Source organism: Flavobacterium sp. NRK F10 (assembly GCF_024054235.1).
Classification (GTDB): domain Bacteria; phylum Bacteroidota; class Bacteroidia; order Flavobacteriales; family Flavobacteriaceae; genus Flavobacterium; species Flavobacterium sediminis.
Window position 1 is genome coordinate 2,419,773 of the sequence record NZ_JAMXLC010000001.1, and the last position, 17,865, is coordinate 2,437,637.

Below are 17,865 nucleotides of genomic sequence, written 5' to 3' on the forward strand. Positions count from 1 at the left end.
TTTATTTATGCGTTAATTCGTTTGTTTTTTACTTAAGTCCTAAAACATCTTTCATTGTAAAGACTCCTTTTTTACCAACGAGCCACTCGGCAGCAATAACAGAACCTAAAGCAAAACCTTCACGGCTATAAGCTGTGTGTTTGATTTCAATCTGATCTACTTTGCTGTCATAAAAAATACTGTGTGTACCGGGAACATTTTCAATGCGTTTGGCATCAATAGGTATCTGATTTTCCTGAGCATCTTTTTCCAAAGTCCAACTTGTATAAGCAGAATTTTCAATAATTCCTTTTGCTAATGATATGGCTGTTCCGCTTGGGGCATCTAATTTTTGAGTATGGTGAATTTCTTCCATACTTACGTTATATTCTTTTAAGTTAGCCATCATTTTGGCTAAATAGTCATTCAGTTCAAAAAAGATATTTACCCCTAAGCTAAAGTTTGATCCGTATATAAAACTACCGTTCTTAGCTTTGCATAGAGCGACCATTTCATTATATTTTTCCAGCCAGCCGGTAGTTCCGCTTACAACAGGTATGTTATGCTCTAAACAAGCTGTAATGTTTTCTACAGCACTGGAAGGAACGCTGAAATCAATTGCAACATCAGCATTTGCAAGACCTTCAAATGTATCCTGACTTCTTTTCTTCAAAACAATTTCATGCCCGCGCTCTATGGCAATTCCTTCAATTACCTTACCCATTTTCCCGTATCCTAAAAGTGCTATTTTCATGATGTAGTTAGTAGTGTTTAACGTATTTTGTTACCTAATGAAATGTTAAAAGTTAAAAGTGAGTTTTACACCGGTGTTGAATTTATAATCAATTTGGTTTTGATGTATATCCGGAGCCAATGATAGATTGTCGTTGACATTAAATTGCATTAAGTGAGCGTCTACATTGGCATCAACAATGTTTAAAATGTAAATACCGGCTGTTATTAATGCTGATAAATCGCGATTTCGTTGGTGGAATTTCTGAGCTCTGATCAATCGATCATCATCTAAGCCTGCATAAATTGGGTGGTTAGGATCAGAAGTTCCGTCTAACCTTCGCTTGTATTCGTCCCTGTATTCGTGATATTTATTGTTATTCCAAGTGTAAAAATAAATACCGGCAGCTAATCCTCCGTATACTAAAGGCAGTTTCCAGTATTTTTTATTATAGATTTGCCCCAATCCGGGAACGACAGCTGAATAGAAAGCCGCCTTAGAAGGAGACAACGGATTAATGGTTTCCTGAACAGTATCTTTTGTTACTATGCTAACTTCTTCCTGAGCGTTACTATCGATACTCCAAAGAAAGATAAAAACGAATATTAATGTAAGCCTTAAATTCACTAACTATGGATGAGTTTCAAAATTCGATTAAAATCTTCTTCAGAATGAAAAGGGATCGTGATTTTTCCTTTTCCGTTTGTAGCAGCTTTAACATCTACTTTAGTGCCGAAGAAATCTGTAAATACCTTTTTGTCGGTGTCTTTAACTTCAAAGCTGCCTGAGTTTGCTTTAGCAGTTTTAGGTTTTAAGCTCTCGTGATATTTTTTTACTAAAGCCTCCGTTTCACGAACAGACAGGTTTTGTGTAACTACTTTATGGTAAATATCACTTTGCACATCAGTATCATCAATATTGATTAAAGCTCTACCGTGACCCATGGAAATAAAACCGTCTCTCATTCCGGTTTGAATGATCGGGTCTAATTTTAACAGGCGAAGATAATTAGTAATCGTTGAACGTTTTTTACCTACACGTTCACTCAATTCCTCCTGCGTAAGGCTGATCTCATCAATTAATCGTTGATAAGAGATTGCTATTTCAATAGGGTCTAAGTCATGACGTTGAATGTTTTCAACCAGTGCCATTACTAAAGATTCATTGTCATTAGCAAGGCGAATGTAAGCAGGTACAGTTGTTAATCCTGCCAATTTAGAAGCACGTAATCTTCGTTCCCCAGAAATAAGTTGGTATTTATTGAAATCCAGTTTACGAACAGTAATAGGCTGAATTACTCCCAATTCTTTAATTGAAGTAGCTAATTCTTTTAAGGTTTCTTCATTAAAGTTACTTCTGGGTTGAAAAGGGTTTATTTCAATTGCATCTAATTCAAGCTCAATAATATTACCTACAACTTTATCTGCTCCGGCATCTTCAGCAGATTTGATATCATTTGCAGGATCCTTTAATAAAGCTGACAATCCTCTTCCTAAAGCTTGCTTTTTTACTGCTTTCGCCATTCTCTTATTTGTTTTTCTTGATAATTTCTTCTGCTAAGTTAATATAATTGCTGGCACCTTTACTGGTTGCGTCATAATTGATGATACTTTCTCCGTAACTCGGTGCTTCGCTCAATTTAATGTTTCGTTGAATGATCGTGTCAAATACCATATTGTTAAAGTGTTTCTGTACTTCTTCAACAACTTGATTAGAAAGCCTTAATCTGGAATCATACATTGTTAGTAGTAAACCTTCGATATCTAATTCAGGATTGTGTATCTTTTGTACGCTTTTAATCGTGTTTAGTAATTTACCCAGCCCCTCAAGAGCAAAGTACTCGCACTGAATAGGGATCACAACACTATCAGCAGCGGTTAGAGCATTAAGGGTTAAAAGTCCGAGCGACGGAGCACAATCAATAATAATATAATCGTATTTGTCTTTTACGCTTTCCAATGCTGTCTTAAGCATGTACTCACGATTTTCTTTATCTACTAATTCGATCTCAATAGCAACCAGATCAATATGAGCCGGAATGACAGAGACATTCGGAGAAGTACAGCCTATAGTAGCTTCATCAGGGGTGTTGCTGTGTTCTAAGATCTGATATGTGCCTATTTCTATATTTTCAACATCAATACCTAAGCCGGAACTAGCATTAGCCTGCGGATCAGCATCAATTAATAACACCTTTTTTTCTAACACGCCTAAGGCAGCTGCAAGGTTAACAGAAGTAGTTGTTTTGCCAACTCCTCCTTTTTGATTGGCAATTGCTATGATTTTACCCATTTGATGATTAAAATTTTTGAGTGGTAAAAATACAATTATTTATTGTTTTTTCAACTCAAATTTGTTAACAATAGAACTTTTGTTACAAGTTATGAAAATCCTTTAATGGGTGTATGGGTCTTAAGATTTTTTTATAAAAAAAGAGAAACAAAATGTTTCTCTTTAATTGATGGTTCTTGCTAATCTGAAGCCGTAAAATTCAGAGGATAGAAAAGGTTTGTCTTTTAAACGATTGGCGCATCTTAAAGAATACAATCGACTGTCCCAGCTTCCGCCTCTCAGGCATCTTTCAGTACCTCGTTCCGGACCTATAGGGTTATTGCCGCTTTCAGTTAAGTAGAAATCTTTGTTATACCAATCCCAACACCATTCCCAAACATTTCCGCTCATGTCGTAAATGCCTAGTTCATTAGCTAATTTAGTGCCTACTTGGTGAATTTTATTATTGCTGTTGTTTTTGTACCACGATACAATATCAGCTTTGTTGCTTCCTGAATATTTAAAATTTTTAGTTTCGTTTCCGCCTTTAGCAGCAAATTCCCATTCTGCTTCAGTAGGTAAACGGTATCCGTTTGATGAAAAATCGCAAACGTATTGGTTGTTAACTCTTTTATAGGCAGGTTTGAATCCGTTCTTTTTGCTTAACCAGTTGCAATAGTTGATTGCGTCAATCCATGAGATTTCTCGTATAGGAGCGTTTTTAGATAGGTAATCTATTTTAGGGAATTTTAATTTGTTGTCTCTAACATATAAGCTCCATTCGTAGATAGTTACTTCGTATTTTCCGATTTCAAAATCTTTAACCGTAACTTCATGAGCTAATTGTTCGTCTGTTTCAATGTATGGGTTTTCTTTAGTTCCCATCATAAAGGTTCCTCCTTTTACAGTAACCATTTCCGGTTTGTATTGTGCTTGTAGAGTGTTAAGGAAGGGAAATAAGATGATAAGTAATAGAGCAAATTTGTAATTTTTATTCATTCTTAGGTTAGTTTAAGGGTTATTTACGGCGACGAAATTATAAGAAGTTTTAAAAAGATAATATGATATTTGTTAGGTTTTTAAAAAATAAAAGCGTCTCAAATAGACGCTTTTAGGGTGTGTTTTTATAAAAAATTATCTACCGAAAAGTTTTCCGAAAAATCCTTTTTCTTCTTTTTCTTCAACGATTGGCTGAGGATTGTTTGTTTTTTCATAATCAGCAAGTAATTTAAGAACGTATTCGTCATAAGACTTACCTTCTTCTTCTAAGAACCCTGTTAAATATTTTTCACAAGATTCAACACCACTTGCTTCTTCGATTTGAAGTAACTTTTTGTAAAGCGGTTCAATACTTTTGCTAACTACATCGTCCGGAACAGCTGTTCTTCTACCGATATAATTTATGATTTCTCCGTTTTGATCTTCTACAACTTCATAATCTGTGATTACCCAGTAATACCTTCCTGATTTAGCTAAATTCTTTACAATAGCATGGAAGTTATTTCCTTTTTTCAAATTATCCCATAAAACTTTAAAGATAACTTTAGGCATGTCAGGATGTCTGATGATATTGTGAGGCTTACCTACTAGTTCGTAATCTTCATAACCCGAAACGTCTACGAATGCATCATTTGCATATTCGATAGTTCCGAATTTATCAGTTTTACTCATTAAAATCTTTGATTTGTCCCATACTACTTCCTTATCAATAGGTGTAGGTCTTTGAATTTCTTCCATCTTCGAGATTTGGTTAAATAATAATTTTCGTTTAGTTGTTATTTGTTTACAAAAATAATGATATTTGTCATATTTTTTTATGGAAAAATCATTTTTTTTTGCATTAAGCCTTGCTTTGTTTTTTTTAACGTAAAAAATATTGAATTTTTAATTTGCCTTTTAACTTTTTGTTAAATACGTTATTTTTAAGTGCTTTTAATAGATGAAAATCATTTTGTTGACTCCGATGGATATAGAGAAGCAAAAAGTCCAACAGGCTTTTGCTCAATTTTCTACTTTAAAAAACGACTACAACGTTGTAATTTCCGGAATTGGTCGGGAAAATACAGCTAAAGCTTTGATGAATTTACCGGAACATGATCTTTGTGTTTTATTAGGTTTCGGAGCAGTTATCGGTCAGGAAAATGTATTGCCGAAGCAGCTGAGATTAGGAAAACCAGTTGAGATTACGGCTTGTTCGTTGTACGGTTATCAAGGAGAACTTTTTGAGAACGGGAGATTAATCGTTGAAAGTGCCAGAACTAATTTACCTTGTCTTACTTCTCTGACTTCCGATAAGTTTGTAAAGACGACTCATCTTACAACCGGAACAATTGTCAATATGGAAGATTATACGTTTATGTTTTTAAAGAAACCACAGGATTTTATTATTCGTATTGTTTCCGATTTTTTACCGCATGCTACTGAAATTGATTTTTTTAAAGAAGTAGAGCAAATCAGTTTTTATGAAGCTATAAAAGCCATTGAAGAAGTTGATTTTTAGGTGCCAGTTTTTAATTGAGGTAAAAAATATTTGGAAAATTGAAAAATAAATACAAATCTTTGCACAGAAAATAAGTATTAATCTATAAAAACGAAGAAAAATGTTTGTACTACAATTAACATCTTTAAGTTACGGATCAGTTGGAACTGATGTGACTTTTCTTCGTGGCCTTTCTGATATTTAGACTAAAAGAACTCAAAATATGAAAAAGCCCGAAGACAATTAGTTTCGGGCTTTTTTGTATTCTAGACTCTCCAAAATTTCTCCGGAACATTTTATCAAAATCCTGTCAGGACAAATTTGCTATGGCATGTTTTGTCACGAAAGGAATGAATCAATTCAATTTTTTATCATGGGAAATAAATTATCAGGAAGAGACCTAATCAAATTGGGTTTTCCTAAAAATAATACAATCAATATAGCTTTAGGGCAAATTAACAGATATCGTAAAAAAGAAAAAAAGGAAAGTATTTTATCCGAAGCTAAAGAAGTGCTTTTATATCCTGAAAAGTTCAAAAACCACGGAACTTGGGGCAAATTAGCTGAAGGTTTGGTCAATCCGGTTCAGGTCAAATTACAACAATTGCGAAACAGCAGAGTGCCATTCTCTATTTTCGGAGAAAATGAAATAGAAGAGCAAGCTAAGTTTCAGTTGTACGATGCTCTTAAACTTCCGATCGCCGTTCAGGGAGCTTTAATGCCTGACGCACATTCCGGTTACGGGTTACCGATCGGTGGTGTTTTGGCAACCGATAATGTTGTCATTCCGTATGGAGTAGGAGTGGATATCGGCTGCCGAATGAGCTTGTCGGTTTTTGACTTGCCGGCTTCTTTTATAAAAGGTAAAGAAGAACAATTGAAGGCTATTTTATCCGATCACACCAAATTCGGTATGTCAGAAACACATAAGGTTAAAGCCGATCATGAAGTGTTTTATCGCGAAGAGTTCAAGAACATTCCGGTTGTAAAGCAATTATTGGATAAAGCCTATAAACAGTTGGGAACTTCCGGTGGAGGGAATCACTTTGTGGAGTTTGGTGTAGTCAATTTGCAGGAAACTTTACCGGAGTGGAAGTTAGAAGCAGGGGAATATCTGGCGGTTTTGTCACACAGTGGTTCTAGAGGTTTCGGAGCTAATATTGCGAAGCATTACACCTATTTGGCTACAAAGCAATGTCCGTTACCTAAGAATGTACAACATTTAGCATGGCTCGATCTGAATACACATGACGGGCAGGAATATTGGATGGCAATGAATTTAGCCGGTGATTATGCCAAAGCTTGTCACGAAGACATTCACCGCCGAATAGCCAAAGCACTGGGAAAACGTATTGCTTTAACCATAGAAAACCATCACAATTTTGCTTGGAAAGAGCAAGTAAACGGCAAAGAATGTATTGTGCATCGCAAGGGAGCGACTCCGGCAGCACAAGGCGAACTCGGTATTATTCCGGGTTCTATGACAGCACCGGGATTTATTGTGATGGGAAAAGGAAATCCGGAGGCTTTGAATTCAGCTTCGCATGGTGCCGGACGATTACTTTCCAGAGGAAAGTGTAAAGTAACATTTACGCAAGGCCAAATTAAAAAGGAACTGAAAGAACACAACGTTTCCTTAATTGGCGGTAGTGTTGATGAAGCGCCAATGGCGTATAAAAATATCCATACCGTAATGGAACTACAAAAGGAGTTAGTAAGCGTTTTGGGAACATTTACGCCCAAAATTGTACGAATGGATAAATAATGAAAAGTAAAATGGACAAGATTATACAAATTACATCGGGCAGAGGTCCGGCAGAGTGCGACTGGGTAGTGGCACAAGTATTAAAAAAAGTGCTCGAAGAAGCACCAGTTTATAAAATTTCTGCAACGGTATTGCATCGCGAAGCCGGACAAGAAAACGGAACAGTAGTTTCGGCTATTGTTGCCTTGCAAGGTAAAGAGGTAGCAACTTTTACGGCTTCTTGGTTGGGAACCGTTCAATGGATTGGCAAAAGTACCTTTCGGAAGTTCCACAAACGGAAGAATTGGTTTATCGGGATTTTTGAAATTGAACCGCAAAAAGCATTTCGGTTTTCAGAAAAAGAGATTCAATACCAAGTTATGCGAAGTTCGGGTGCAGGCGGTCAACATGTTAATAAAGTGAGTTCAGCTGTAAGAGCGATCCATATTCCGACAGGAATTTCGACTGTTAGTATGGATTCACGTTCGCAGCATCAAAACAAAAAAGTAGCAACCGAGCGTTTGATGCAAAAATTACAGGAAGCCGAAAAAGAGCAGTACCAGAATCAGTTTCAACAAGTCTGGATGAATCAAATGCAAATTGAGCGTGGAAATCCCGTCCGCACCTTTGAAGGAACTGATTTTAAGAAAGAGAAAAAAGAAAATAAAAACAAAAAAGAACGCCAAAACGGCAAAAAACAGATCAGAGATGCAATCAATAGATAAATATGTAGTTCAGGCATTGGATAATTATCCGTATTATTTGGAAGAATCCTTGGAATCTTTAGGTTATGCTTTGGCTTATGATGATAAAAATGTCGTGGCTTTATGCTTGTACGGGCGTTTTTATGCCGAACAGTTGCAAGATTATGAAGCTGCCAAGGAATATTATAGCGAAGCGTTGGCTATCGATATCAATGCTGTAATGGTATATCCGTATTATGCCGAAACCTTGTTTTGGAACGATGATTTAGATGAAGCCTTGAAATTAATCGACTTTTCTTTGACGGTTAAAGGTATTGATAAAGTAATAATGTTGTTGAAGAAAGTTAAGGTTTTGGAAAAACAACAACAATGGAAAATAGCTTTACAATTGGTAAAAGAAGCTAAATTGTTAGATTTCTCGAACTATTCTTCAGAAATTGAAGAAACCGAAAAACGGATCAAATCTAAGAGAGAGTTGCTAAAAGGAAAGAAAAAGAAGAAATCTAAAAAAGATAGATCTAAAAGTAAGAAAAGGAAATAAAAAAAACGCCAGCTTTAAGCTGGCGTTTTTTTATCAAGAAAATTATGTAAAAGAAATCAAATAATTGATTTCAGAAAATTTAAGTTTTGGTAATTTTTACCAAAATCAAAAATTGTTGTAAAAACTAAAGGCTTACTTGAAAGTACAGTATAATCTTTTTCATTAGATACTTTGATAACTTCACCAAAGGATTTAAAAAAATTGGCTTTACTTTTATAAATAAGAGTACTATTACTTTTGGTAATTAGTTTCCAGTTGGTAACAGATTGGATTTTCGAGTCTAATACATCTAAATTAACAGGATTCTTAAGTATAAAGCTTTGATTAGGTGAAAAATCTTTTATAACTCCATTCTTTTTAGATAGTAATATGTGTATTATAAGCAGTAAAATACTTATTATCATAGATGGAAAAAGTATTTGGTATAAAATTTTTATATTTTCACTATCTAAGAAAAAACTATATAATAAAAATATTATAGAGAAAAAAAGTATGCTTTTCGCCAGCAATATAAATATAGATTTCATAAGCATAAATTTTAGTCAAAACAACCAGCTACCCAATTTTCAAAAAAAGCAGCTGCCGTTCCTACAACGAAACCAATGCCATTGCCAGTAAGTGCACCACCTATCATTCCAATCAACATTCGACCACCGCATTCAGTATCTTTACTTACTTTAGCAGTTAGGGTATTAGTTTTGTTAGTAAGCGAAAAGTCTTCAATGGTATCATAGTTTTTATTGAAATTAGCTCTAAATGTATCGAAGATTGTTAACATACCTCTTTTTTCGAACTCGTTAAAATTGGACGAATTTACATTGTAAATAAATATATCAGTTATTTTTGAGAAATCTTCATAAGTATCAGTTTCAAAGTAGTAATCCAAAAAAGATTCTATTATTTCTTTTTCTTCTTTAGGGATGATACCATCTTTAACTTTAGCAGATAATAATTCCTGGTAGCTTTGATATTGTTTTAAATTTTGAAGATTTTCATCAAAGAAAGCATCAATTTGATTTTCTGAATATCCTTTATCATAATAGAAATCTTTAACGGATTGTTTTATGCTATCTAAGGAGATGGATTGACTTTTAAAAGTACTTAAGTCGGTTTTAGAATAAATAGAAGAATTACTTTTTATATAATCGAAATAATTTTTTGAACTATAATCATATCTATTCTTTACATTCGGATATGCTTTCTGATCAGCAATATCTTTTTGAATTGAATTTAAAACATTTGAGTTGTTTTCTTTCTCATCAGTACTGCATTTGACTAAAGACAATGTTAAGAAAGAAGTAATTAGGATAATTAATTTATTTTTCATTTTTTATAAATGATTTTATTATTGATCACTTACTATTGTTATCGGGTGTCTGTTTGGCTTATTTTCCCCGTTATAAGTAAAAGTCAAGTATTAAATATTAATCTGTTTTTGATTTTCTATTTTTTAATCAAATTAGAGGAAGCTTTTTTAGCTAATAATTTTTTTGAGTTTTATCTTATAACTATTGGTGCAAATCTAAATGGTTTTTAATCAAACTTGGATACAGTTTTTCTGTAAAAAATGTTAAATTATAACAAGAGTTATATGTAATATACTTGGATAAAATGTTTAGCTTTAAGTCTCTACTTTTCTTTAGAGTTATAGATTATCCTCTAAATAAAACGTTCAAAATACTAATGGTGATTTTGTAAGAAAATAAAATAAGAATTTCATATTTTTGATAGGTACATAATAATACAAACTATGAATCCTATATCAGCCTCATTCCGAAATCGTATTTTACAAGGAGAATCTACAGCCACAACAAGTTGGGCCCAGGAAATGGAGTATTTGTATAAGAATGGAATAGGATTAGATGAAGCTTTACACTATCTATATTTTGATAAGCCCTCTGCCGAGGATTTTGAAAAATGGATACATAAAAAAGCAGCCATGCTTATTACTGTCGATGAACAGGATGAAATGGTTTTGAGTGAAAGTGATTTGCGATTTTTTGAGACCAATGGCTATCTGGTGTTAAAGAACGCTATTGCTAAAGAAGATTGTTTATCCGCCCAACAAATTATTTGGGAATTTTTAGGAATGCAACCCGATAATCCGGATTCCTGGTATGCAACCCATCCTATGCAAAAAGGTTTGATGGTTAATTTTTTTGATCATCCGATATTGGAAAAAAACAGATCATCAGCGCGCATTAAAAAAGCGTACGAACAATTGTATCAATCTGAAAAAATATATAAAACCATTGATAAAGTAAGTTTCAATCCGCCTTTAAGACCAAATTATTCTTTCAAAGGAAGTAGTCTGCATTGGGATGTTAGCCTCCGGCAACCCATACCGTTTCGATTACAAGGATTAATTTATCTTTCTGATTGTGGTCCGATGGACGGTGCTTTCCATTGTGTGCCGGGTTTTCAACACAAAATAGGGGATTGGCTAACACAGATTCCTGAAACGAAACATCCGAGAGATTATGCCGTAGAGACTTTACAACCCATTGCTATTACCGGTGAAGCAGGAGATATGGTAATCTGGGATCAATCTTTACCGCATTGTGCAACACCGAATTATGGCAAAAAACCTCGAATGGTACAATATGTAACTTATTTTGGAGAAAATTATAAAGAACCTACGGAGTGGATTTAAAATAAAAAACCAGCATTATGCTGGTTTTTTATTAGAGTAGTAGTTTAATCCTCCATTAAAATATCTAAAATAGTAATGGCCGCATCGCTGATTTTTGTTCCGGGACCAAAAACGGCTACTGCACCGGCATCAAATAAATATTGATAATCCTGTGCCGGAATGACACCGCCAACAATTACCATAATATCTTCACGTCCGTATTTTTTCAATTCTTCAATTACTTGCGGAACTAACGTTTTGTGTCCCGCTGCCAGAGAAGAAACGCCTAAAACGTGAACGTCGTTTTCTACAGCTTGTTTAGCAGCTTCGGCCGGTGTTTGGAACAATGGTCCGATGTCTACGTCAAAACCGACATCGGCATAACCTGTAGCCACTACTTTAGCGCCACGGTCGTGTCCGTCCTGTCCCATTTTGGCAATCATAATACGAGGTCTTCGACCTTCTTTAGCAGCAAATTCATCTGCTAATTGTTTTGCTTTTTCAAAGCTTTCATCGTTTTTAATCTCTTTACTATACACGCCGCTAAAACTTCTGATTTGTGCTTTGTATCTTCCGAAAACAGTTTCTAATGCGTCACTAATTTCACCTAAAGTGGCTCTGTTACGTGCTGCATCTGCTGCTAAGTCTAATAAGTTTCCGCTTCCTGTTTGGGCACACTCTGTTAATTTGGCCAAACATTCCTGAACCTTTGTATTGTCACGAGTCGCTTTAATTTGTTCTAAACGCTCAATTTGTTGTTTACGAACAACCTGGTTGTCTACTTCTAAAATATGTAAAGGATCTTCTTTTTCTAAACGGTATTTGTTTACCCCCACAATGATATCTTGTCCGCTGTCTATACGAGCTTGTTTACGGGCAGCAGCTTCTTCAATGCGTAATTTCGGGATCCCGGCTTCGATTGCTTTGGTCATCCCGCCTAATTCTTCTACTTCCTGAATTAAAGCCCAGGCTTTTTCAGCAATTTCAGCGGTCAGGCTTTCAATGTAATAGCTTCCGGCCCAAGGATCAACCGTTTTGCAAATTTTGGTTTCTTCCTGTAAATAAATCTGAGTATTTCGGGCAATACGAGCTGAGAAGTCTGTTGGTAAAGCAATCGCTTCGTCCAGCGCATTGGTGTGTAATGATTGTGTTCCGCCAAAAGCAGCAGCAGCAGCTTCAATAGCCGTACGAGCCACGTTGTTAAACGGATCCTGCTCAGTTAAACTCCATCCTGAAGTTTGGCAGTGTGTACGCAAGGCTAAAGATTTTTCACTTTTCGGATCAAATTGTTTTAATAATTTAGCCCAAAGCATACGACCGGCGCGCATTTTGGCAATTTCCATAAAATGGTTCATGCCGATAGCCCAGAAAAACGAAAGGCGAGGAGCAAAGTCGTCTACTTTCATTCCGGCAGCTAATCCGGTTCTTACATATTCTAAACCGTCAGCTAAAGTGTAGGCCAATTCAATATCGGCTGTAGCACCGGCTTCTTGCATGTGGTAACCAGAAATAGAGATCGAGTTGAATTTGGGCATGAATTTGCTCGTGTATTCAAAAATATCGGCGATAATTTTCATGGAGGGAGTAGGTGGATAAATATAGGTATTTCGCACCATGAACTCCTTTAAAATATCGTTTTGAATCGTTCCGGAAAGTAATTCCGGTTTTACACCTTGTTCTTCCGCTGCTACAATGTAGAAAGCCATGATCGGTAATACGGCACCGTTCATGGTCATGGAAACCGACATTTCTCCCAAAGGAATTTGGTCAAAAAGTATTTTCATATCTTCCACAGAATCGATAGCTACTCCTGCTTTACCGACATCCCCTACCACGCGCTCGTGGTCAGAATCGTAACCACGGTGTGTAGCTAAGTCAAAAGCAACGGAAAGTCCTTTTTGTCCGGCAGCTAAGTTTCTTCTGTAAAAAGCATTACTTTCTTCGGCGGTTGAAAATCCGGCGTATTGACGAATGGTCCACGGGCGGCGAACGTACATGGTAGCGTAGGGACCACGAAGATTGGGTGCAAAACCTGCGACAAAACCAATGTGTTCTAAACTTTGAACATCTTCTTCGGAATAAGTCGGTTTTACTTCAATTCCTTCGGCAGTTGTAAAGTTGTCATCAGTAGTGCTTTTGACTTTTGACTTTTGACTTTTGACTAATTGTATATGTTGTATGTCTTTTCTCATATTACATTTTTATTTTTCTTAAATAAGGATCAAAATCAATTAATTGAGTGCTTTCCATATTTAGAAATAGCGTTTTTTTATTGTAACTAATTAAATAGTAATGTCTGAAAAATTTTTGACTGGCAGGAAAAGATGGGTTTGTAAACTTGTATATTGCTTTAAAAATTTTCAAGTTTTTATTTCCCATTACTCTAGCTTCTTTAAGTTCAGTATTTAAATCTTTAATATTATATGTGTTTTTTTGCATGGTTGAAATAATGCCTAATAAATATTTACCATCTTCTTTATTAAAAGGTAAATATTTTTCTACTAATACATTTAATGTAGAGGCAGATTCCGGATATTCAAAAATGTAAAGCTTTTTATCATTAATTTTTATATTATCTAATCTCTGTACTTCTGCATTATAAAGAGTGCTGTCACCGATTTGTTTTAAAACATTTTTATATTCTTCGTGTGTAATGTATTTAAATCCTTCAGGAAGAAATATTTTTACATTTTCTTTTTGTAACGAATGATATTTCCCTTTTAATTTAGGTTTAGCTTGTTCACTTACAATTTTTGAAGTTTCTTCAATTACTTGTTGACAAGAAATTAAGCTTAAGAAAAGAAAAAATAAAAGGTGTTTTAATTTCATTATTGCTCAGTAGCTAGTCGTTCTTGTTCCATTTTTTCTGCCAATCGTTTTTCAATGATTGGCGTAACCAATGTTTTTCTCGGATTTTGTTTTACAAACGGATATAGTTCCAAATCGTTTTTCATTTGGTCATTCTTATTCGGATATTTATTGGTTCCCAATAAAATTTCTTTTCCGTTTTCAAATAATTCTTGTTCTTTCTGAGCGCTTTCAGCAATTTTACGCTGAATAGTTCCTTCTATTAATTGTGTGATGAAACCGCCGTTTGCTTCAATATCTTTGAATAAAGCCAAAGCTTTTTCGGCTAATTGTTCCGTTAATGTTTCAATATAGTAGGCGCCGTCAGCCGGATTGTTCACTTTGTCAAAATAACTTTCATTCTTTAGAACTAAAAGTTGGTTTCTTGAAATTCTGTCGCCAAATTCATTGTCTTTGTGGTAAAGAGCATCGTAGGCTAAATTACTAACAGCATTGGCTCCGCCTAAGATAGCTGACATACATTCGGTTGTAGTACGAAGTAAATTAACGTTGTAATCGTATAACGTTTTGTTTCGTTTAGTAGGTGTGGCAATGATTTGACAATCAGAAGTATGATTGTATTCCTTAGCTAATATATTGAACAACATGCGCAAAGCTCTCAATTTTGCAATTTCAAAGAAGTAATTAGAGCCTACAGCAATTTCGATGGTAATTGGGGTATTGATATTTTCGATGCGGTTAAAATATTCATTAACATGAGCTAAAGTGTACGCAATTTGCTGAACAATATTGGCTCCGGCATTTTGATACGTTACCGCATTAATGTTTAAAAAAGGGAGACTGTTTTTTGTGGCTATTTGATTTAATTTCGCAAAATCATTTTCCAGATTTTCAAACCAGTTTCCTTCTTTAGCCAGTTCTCCGATGCTATCAATTAAAAGTGTGATCTGGTATTTATTTTGCTTGCTGAACGATTCGATTTTAGTTACGAAATCGTTTGAGAGAAAAGGCAAATAAAAATAGTAAAGAATAGTTTCGTTAGGCAGGTCAGAAAATAAGTCTTCTAAAGAGATATTTTCGTTCTCAATTGAAAAACGGATGCTTTCTGCTCCGCGGTTCAAAGTATCTTTGGCCTTTTCATTGGCTTTGTTTACATCGTGAACAAAGATTTTTTGCAGAATTTTAAAATCGGCTACATCTGTGGAAACCGTTACGTTATTTTCAAATTCGTCAACGTGGTAAAACGGTTTTACTTTAATACCTTCCGGACTTTCCCAAACGAGGGTTTCGTTGTAGTCGGCACCTTTAAGTTCAAACTGAATTTTTTGCTTCCATTCTTTAGAAGAAACGGCATTAAATTCGTTAAACAATTTTTTACTTTCCATAATCAATTAAGCTTGGTTTGTCTGTTAAAAATCAGATGTGTCGTCTTTAGGGTTGGTATCATCTTCATATTCTATGACGTAAACATCTTCATTCGCTCTTTTCATATAATATTTTTCGCGAGCATATTTTTCTATCTGATCAGCATTTTTTAATTTTTTAATTTTGATGCTGTCTTTTGTAATTTCTTTTTGGTAATAACTGATGTTATCCTCTAATTCCTCAATCTGTTTGTCTAAAACACGGCTTTCAAGGTAAGAGTAGTTATCCAGAAACAGTATCCAAAGAATGAACAGAACGGAGGCCAAAACATATCTGTTTCCTAAGTATTTAAGGAAAGGAAAATGGTTGACTATGTTCTTTAGTTTTTTCAATTAATGGATTCTTTGTTTGATTACGGCTCTTACAACGTCTATGGCAACCGTATTGTATTTGTCGTTAGGAATAATGATATCGGCAAAAGCCTTAGTGGGCTCAATGAATTGTTCGTGCATTGGTTTTAATGTGGTTTGGTAGCGGTTTAAAACTTCTTCCATATCTCTTCCTCTTTCGGCAATATCTCTTTTTAAGCGTCTGATCAGTCTTTCGTCTGAATCGGCATGAACGTATACTTTGATATCGAACATATCACGCAATTCAGGGTTGGTTAAGATCAGGATGCCTTCAACGATCATCACTTTTCTGGGATGTGTTACAATGCTATCATCTGTACGATCGTGTGTTACAAATGAATACACGGGCTGTTCAATGGTTTTTCCGGCTTTTAACTCTTTTAAGTGTTGAACTAATAAATCGAAATCAATTGCTCTCGGATGGTCAAAATTAATTTTTGTACGCTCTTCATAAGAGAGGTGGTGTGTTTCTTTATAATAAGAATCCTGAGAAATAATTCCAACTTCAGTGGACGGTAATTCGTTCATAATTTGGTGAACTACAGTAGTTTTTCCACTACCGGTTCCGCCGGCAATACCAATAATTAACATTCAGTGTTTTTATTTGTTATATACAAAGCAAAAATAACTAATTCTAAAATATAAAGCTTTACTTTTTATTTTTTTATGGTAAATTATTATAGTTCTAAGTGCTATATAGATTGAATTCAAAGAAGAAAGTGTGTAAATAATAAAAGACTTTCAGTACTGAAAGTCTTTTATTATTGGGAGCACTCTGTAGAAAGCAAATGATTAATTATATTGTTGTTGGGATCTTTTAATTTACTGGAGGAAAGCTATAATCAATTTCTCCTTTACTGTTGAGAAAATTAATTTTTGCGTTTCCTAATGAATCGACTAAGAGTTGAAGCCTTGTATTCCCTTGTCCGTCGCAAAGGTTTAGTATTGCAGATTTATTAGTATCTCTACCTATGAAAACCCGATTTGCAAATGCAGGATGTCCCTCGGTCGGCTCCATTAATTGTTTGATGGCTTGTTCTTTTTCAGTTTCTTCTAAAGAAGACTCTATTATTTCTTTGAATTTTGAATTCCATTCAGCAAAAATGGGCTTTTCTTGCCAATCATCTATATACAAACCGGTTTTCTTTGTTCCATTTTCATCTGAATATTGTAAATAAAGGACTTGGTTTTGATTGTATTGATCAAAAGAAAGATGACCATAAGCTTCATAGTTGTTGTTTAAAGTATCTGTTTTTCCGGCAAAAATGAGTCCTCCTGCCTCTGTTCCTTCTTCATTAAAAAAGATAATTCCTGTTCTATTTCCTCCTTGTAGACCAAAAGGTTTACCATACGACAGGGGAGCAGGAGACATTTCCTTATTAGATATGGTCATTCTGAGAGTTCCATCATTTTCTAAAACGTTTATTCTTTTTACACTTATTTCGTTAAAGGTTTGGTTTTTATCAGTATAGATTCTGAAAAATAGTCCAAAAATCAAAATCAAAGAAATAAATACAGAATATATAATTAAAAAAAGGATCTGCTTTTTTACCTTATAGAAATCGTTTTGTGAGTTCATTTATTGAGTTTAATTAAAATAGGAATACTATTTAAAGGTTGATTAAATCAAATAATTAATTATTGTCAGCGAAACTAAGAGAACATAGGAAATTGTTTTAGAAAAAAGATTTGAAGTATCCTTTTTTTAGGTTGAAAGTGACATTGAAGAGTATTTTTAAATTATTCACTCCTCTCTTTTTGAAAATTTTATGCTTTTTAGAAAAAGATCTAATAATATAAATAAAAAACGTCATTGCTGAAAGTTTTTTATCGTTGTGTACATTCTGAAGAAAGCAAATGATTAATTGTATGGTTTCAAAGCGGTTTTTATTTTACAGGAGTAGAGTGATTCGAATACCAGTAAAGTTTCTCCTGTCTGAAAAAATCTATTGTCTGTTCCAAATACCCTTGGAACTTTCTTTCAAACTGAAATGAGTATTCTCTCCGTTATTTCCAGAATTATAGTATTATTTATCTGAATGTAACTAAATGTCTTGTTGTAACTTTATAAGTTACTTCATTTCTTGAAATGTTTTTGCTTGTTGCCAAAAATAGGCATCCGTATATTGTCTTAAAATTATCCACAACTTAGGAGCATAAAGCAAAGCGATACGACGGTAAACGAAATACAAACATCAA

At 34.5% G+C, this 17,865-nt stretch carries 19 protein-coding genes; 5 read left to right on the forward strand and 14 right to left on the reverse strand.

The genetic code is table 11. The features are described from left to right. Window positions 1–28: 28 nt before the first annotated feature. From dapB to NHF50_RS10915, 6 genes are all read right to left on the reverse strand, one after another. Window positions 29–733: a 4-hydroxy-tetrahydrodipicolinate reductase gene (dapB, locus tag NHF50_RS10890; RefSeq protein WP_109569689.1), complete on the reverse strand. Its 705-nt coding sequence runs from the start codon at window positions 731–733 to the stop codon at window positions 29–31. A gap of 45 nt (window positions 734–778) precedes the next feature. Then, the gene (locus tag NHF50_RS10895) at window positions 779–1,339 is read right to left on the reverse strand and encodes a DUF5683 domain-containing protein (protein ID WP_109569690.1); all 561 of its coding nucleotides are present in this window, start codon (window positions 1,337–1,339) and stop codon (window positions 779–781) included. After that, window positions 1,339–2,235 carry a ParB/RepB/Spo0J family partition protein gene (locus NHF50_RS10900; protein WP_109569691.1) on the reverse strand — a complete coding sequence of 299 codons (897 nt, stop codon included), beginning with the start codon at window positions 2,233–2,235 and terminating at the stop codon, window positions 1,339–1,341. Before NHF50_RS10900 ends, NHF50_RS10895 begins: the two co-directional genes overlap by 1 nt. Before the next feature lie 4 nt (window positions 2,236–2,239). Continuing rightward, window positions 2,240–3,004 (reverse strand): ParA family protein, encoded by a 765-nt coding sequence (locus tag NHF50_RS10905; protein ID WP_109569692.1) that lies wholly within the window; start codon window positions 3,002–3,004, stop codon window positions 2,240–2,242. A gap of 162 nt (window positions 3,005–3,166) precedes the next feature. Further along, window positions 3,167–3,982, reverse strand: coding sequence for an SUMF1/EgtB/PvdO family nonheme iron enzyme (locus NHF50_RS10910; RefSeq protein WP_252776408.1), 816 nt, complete (start codon window positions 3,980–3,982; stop codon window positions 3,167–3,169). 135 nt (window positions 3,983–4,117) lie between these two features. After that, window positions 4,118–4,720: a PAS domain-containing protein gene (locus NHF50_RS10915; protein ID WP_109569694.1), complete on the reverse strand. Its 603-nt coding sequence runs from the start codon at window positions 4,718–4,720 to the stop codon at window positions 4,118–4,120. A gap of 202 nt (window positions 4,721–4,922) precedes the next feature. On the opposite strand from NHF50_RS10915, the gene NHF50_RS10920 reads away from it, so the two are divergent. The 4 genes from NHF50_RS10920 to NHF50_RS10935 all read left to right on the forward strand — a co-directional run bounded on the left by NHF50_RS10920 (window position 4,923) and on the right by NHF50_RS10935 (window position 8,451). Beyond that, window positions 4,923–5,483 carry a hypothetical protein gene (locus NHF50_RS10920; protein ID WP_245896357.1) on the forward strand — a complete coding sequence of 187 codons (561 nt, stop codon included), beginning with the start codon at window positions 4,923–4,925 and terminating at the stop codon, window positions 5,481–5,483. 352 nt (window positions 5,484–5,835) lie between these two features. Continuing rightward, a complete protein-coding gene (locus NHF50_RS10925) occupies window positions 5,836–7,227 on the forward strand; it encodes an RtcB family protein (RefSeq protein WP_252776410.1) in 1,392 nt (463 codons plus the stop codon). An 11-nt stretch (window positions 7,228–7,238) separates the two neighbouring features. Further along, window positions 7,239–7,931, forward strand: coding sequence for a peptide chain release factor H (gene prfH, locus NHF50_RS10930; protein WP_252776412.1), 693 nt, complete (start codon window positions 7,239–7,241; stop codon window positions 7,929–7,931). Then, window positions 7,915–8,451, forward strand: coding sequence for a lipopolysaccharide assembly protein LapB (locus NHF50_RS10935; RefSeq protein ID WP_252776414.1), 537 nt, complete (start codon window positions 7,915–7,917; stop codon window positions 8,449–8,451). Before prfH ends, NHF50_RS10935 begins: the two co-directional genes overlap by 17 nt. A 56-nt stretch (window positions 8,452–8,507) precedes the next feature. Here NHF50_RS10935 and NHF50_RS10940 read toward each other — a convergent pair whose 3' ends face one another. Together NHF50_RS10940 and NHF50_RS10945 are read right to left on the reverse strand one after the other, a co-directional pair. Next, on the reverse strand, window positions 8,508–8,978 hold the full coding sequence (locus NHF50_RS10940; protein WP_252776416.1) for a hypothetical protein: 471 nt from the start codon (window positions 8,976–8,978) through the stop codon (window positions 8,508–8,510). Window positions 8,979–8,989: 11 nt separating this feature from the next. Beyond that, a complete protein-coding gene (locus NHF50_RS10945) occupies window positions 8,990–9,778 on the reverse strand; it encodes a hypothetical protein (RefSeq protein WP_252776418.1) in 789 nt (262 codons plus the stop codon). A gap of 423 nt (window positions 9,779–10,201) precedes the next feature. Here NHF50_RS10945 and NHF50_RS10950 point away from each other — a divergent pair, with 423 nt between their 5' ends. Continuing rightward, window positions 10,202–11,104 (forward strand): phytanoyl-CoA dioxygenase family protein, encoded by a 903-nt coding sequence (locus tag NHF50_RS10950; RefSeq protein WP_252776421.1) that lies wholly within the window; start codon window positions 10,202–10,204, stop codon window positions 11,102–11,104. A gap of 44 nt (window positions 11,105–11,148) precedes the next feature. Here the strand turns inward: NHF50_RS10950 and scpA are convergent, their stop codons facing one another. The 6 genes from scpA to NHF50_RS10980 form a co-directional block, all read right to left on the reverse strand. Next, on the reverse strand, window positions 11,149–13,275 hold the full coding sequence (gene scpA / locus NHF50_RS10955) for a methylmalonyl-CoA mutase (RefSeq protein ID WP_252776422.1): 2,127 nt from the start codon (window positions 13,273–13,275) through the stop codon (window positions 11,149–11,151). A 1-nt stretch (window position 13,276) separates the two neighbouring features. Beyond that, window positions 13,277–13,912, reverse strand: a complete 636-nt coding sequence (locus tag NHF50_RS10960) for a hypothetical protein (RefSeq protein WP_252776424.1) — start codon at window positions 13,910–13,912, stop codon at window positions 13,277–13,279. Next, on the reverse strand, window positions 13,912–15,276 hold the full coding sequence (locus tag NHF50_RS10965) for a methylmalonyl-CoA mutase subunit beta (protein WP_252776426.1): 1,365 nt from the start codon (window positions 15,274–15,276) through the stop codon (window positions 13,912–13,914). The genes NHF50_RS10960 and NHF50_RS10965 overlap by 1 nt, the downstream gene beginning before the upstream one ends. A 24-nt stretch (window positions 15,277–15,300) precedes the next feature. Further along, window positions 15,301–15,648, reverse strand: coding sequence for a septum formation initiator family protein (locus tag NHF50_RS10970; RefSeq protein WP_245896359.1), 348 nt, complete (start codon window positions 15,646–15,648; stop codon window positions 15,301–15,303). Beyond that, a complete protein-coding gene (gene udk, locus NHF50_RS10975) occupies window positions 15,649–16,257 on the reverse strand; it encodes a uridine kinase (RefSeq protein ID WP_109569704.1) in 609 nt (202 codons plus the stop codon). Between the two features lie 226 nt (window positions 16,258–16,483). Next, the gene (locus NHF50_RS10980; protein WP_109569705.1) at window positions 16,484–17,245 is read right to left on the reverse strand and encodes a hypothetical protein; all 762 of its coding nucleotides are present in this window, start codon (window positions 17,243–17,245) and stop codon (window positions 16,484–16,486) included. Window positions 17,246–17,865 lie beyond the last annotated feature (620 nt).

Coding starts and splice junctions, on each gene's coding strand:
- NHF50_RS10915 (WP_109569694.1), bottom strand. CDS start 4,720: ATGGAAGAAATTCAAAGACCTACACCTATTGATAAGGAAGTAGTATGG.
- NHF50_RS10900 (WP_109569691.1), bottom strand. CDS start 2,235: ATGGCGAAAGCAGTAAAAAAGCAAGCTTTAGGAAGAGGATTGTCAGCT.
- NHF50_RS10920 (WP_245896357.1), top strand. CDS start 4,923: ATGAAAATCATTTTGTTGACTCCGATGGATATAGAGAAGCAAAAAGTC.
- NHF50_RS10950 (WP_252776421.1), top strand. CDS start 10,202: ATGAATCCTATATCAGCCTCATTCCGAAATCGTATTTTACAAGGAGAA.
- NHF50_RS10905 (WP_109569692.1), bottom strand. CDS start 3,004: ATGGGTAAAATCATAGCAATTGCCAATCAAAAAGGAGGAGTTGGCAAA.
- dapB (WP_109569689.1), bottom strand. CDS start 733: ATGAAAATAGCACTTTTAGGATACGGGAAAATGGGTAAGGTAATTGAA.
- NHF50_RS10945 (WP_252776418.1), bottom strand. CDS start 9,778: ATGAAAAATAAATTAATTATCCTAATTACTTCTTTCTTAACATTGTCT.
- NHF50_RS10935 (WP_252776414.1), top strand. CDS start 7,915: ATGCAATCAATAGATAAATATGTAGTTCAGGCATTGGATAATTATCCG.
- NHF50_RS10965 (WP_252776426.1), bottom strand. CDS start 15,276: ATGGAAAGTAAAAAATTGTTTAACGAATTTAATGCCGTTTCTTCTAAA.
- udk (WP_109569704.1), bottom strand. CDS start 16,257: ATGTTAATTATTGGTATTGCCGGCGGAACCGGTAGTGGAAAAACTACT.
- NHF50_RS10960 (WP_252776424.1), bottom strand. CDS start 13,912: ATGAAATTAAAACACCTTTTATTTTTTCTTTTCTTAAGCTTAATTTCT.
- NHF50_RS10940 (WP_252776416.1), bottom strand. CDS start 8,978: ATGAAATCTATATTTATATTGCTGGCGAAAAGCATACTTTTTTTCTCT.
- scpA (WP_252776422.1), bottom strand. CDS start 13,275: ATGAGAAAAGACATACAACATATACAATTAGTCAAAAGTCAAAAGTCA.
- NHF50_RS10925 (WP_252776410.1), top strand. CDS start 5,836: ATGGGAAATAAATTATCAGGAAGAGACCTAATCAAATTGGGTTTTCCT.
- prfH (WP_252776412.1), top strand. CDS start 7,239: ATGGACAAGATTATACAAATTACATCGGGCAGAGGTCCGGCAGAGTGC.
- NHF50_RS10980 (WP_109569705.1), bottom strand. CDS start 17,245: ATGAACTCACAAAACGATTTCTATAAGGTAAAAAAGCAGATCCTTTTT.
- NHF50_RS10910 (WP_252776408.1), bottom strand. CDS start 3,982: ATGAATAAAAATTACAAATTTGCTCTATTACTTATCATCTTATTTCCC.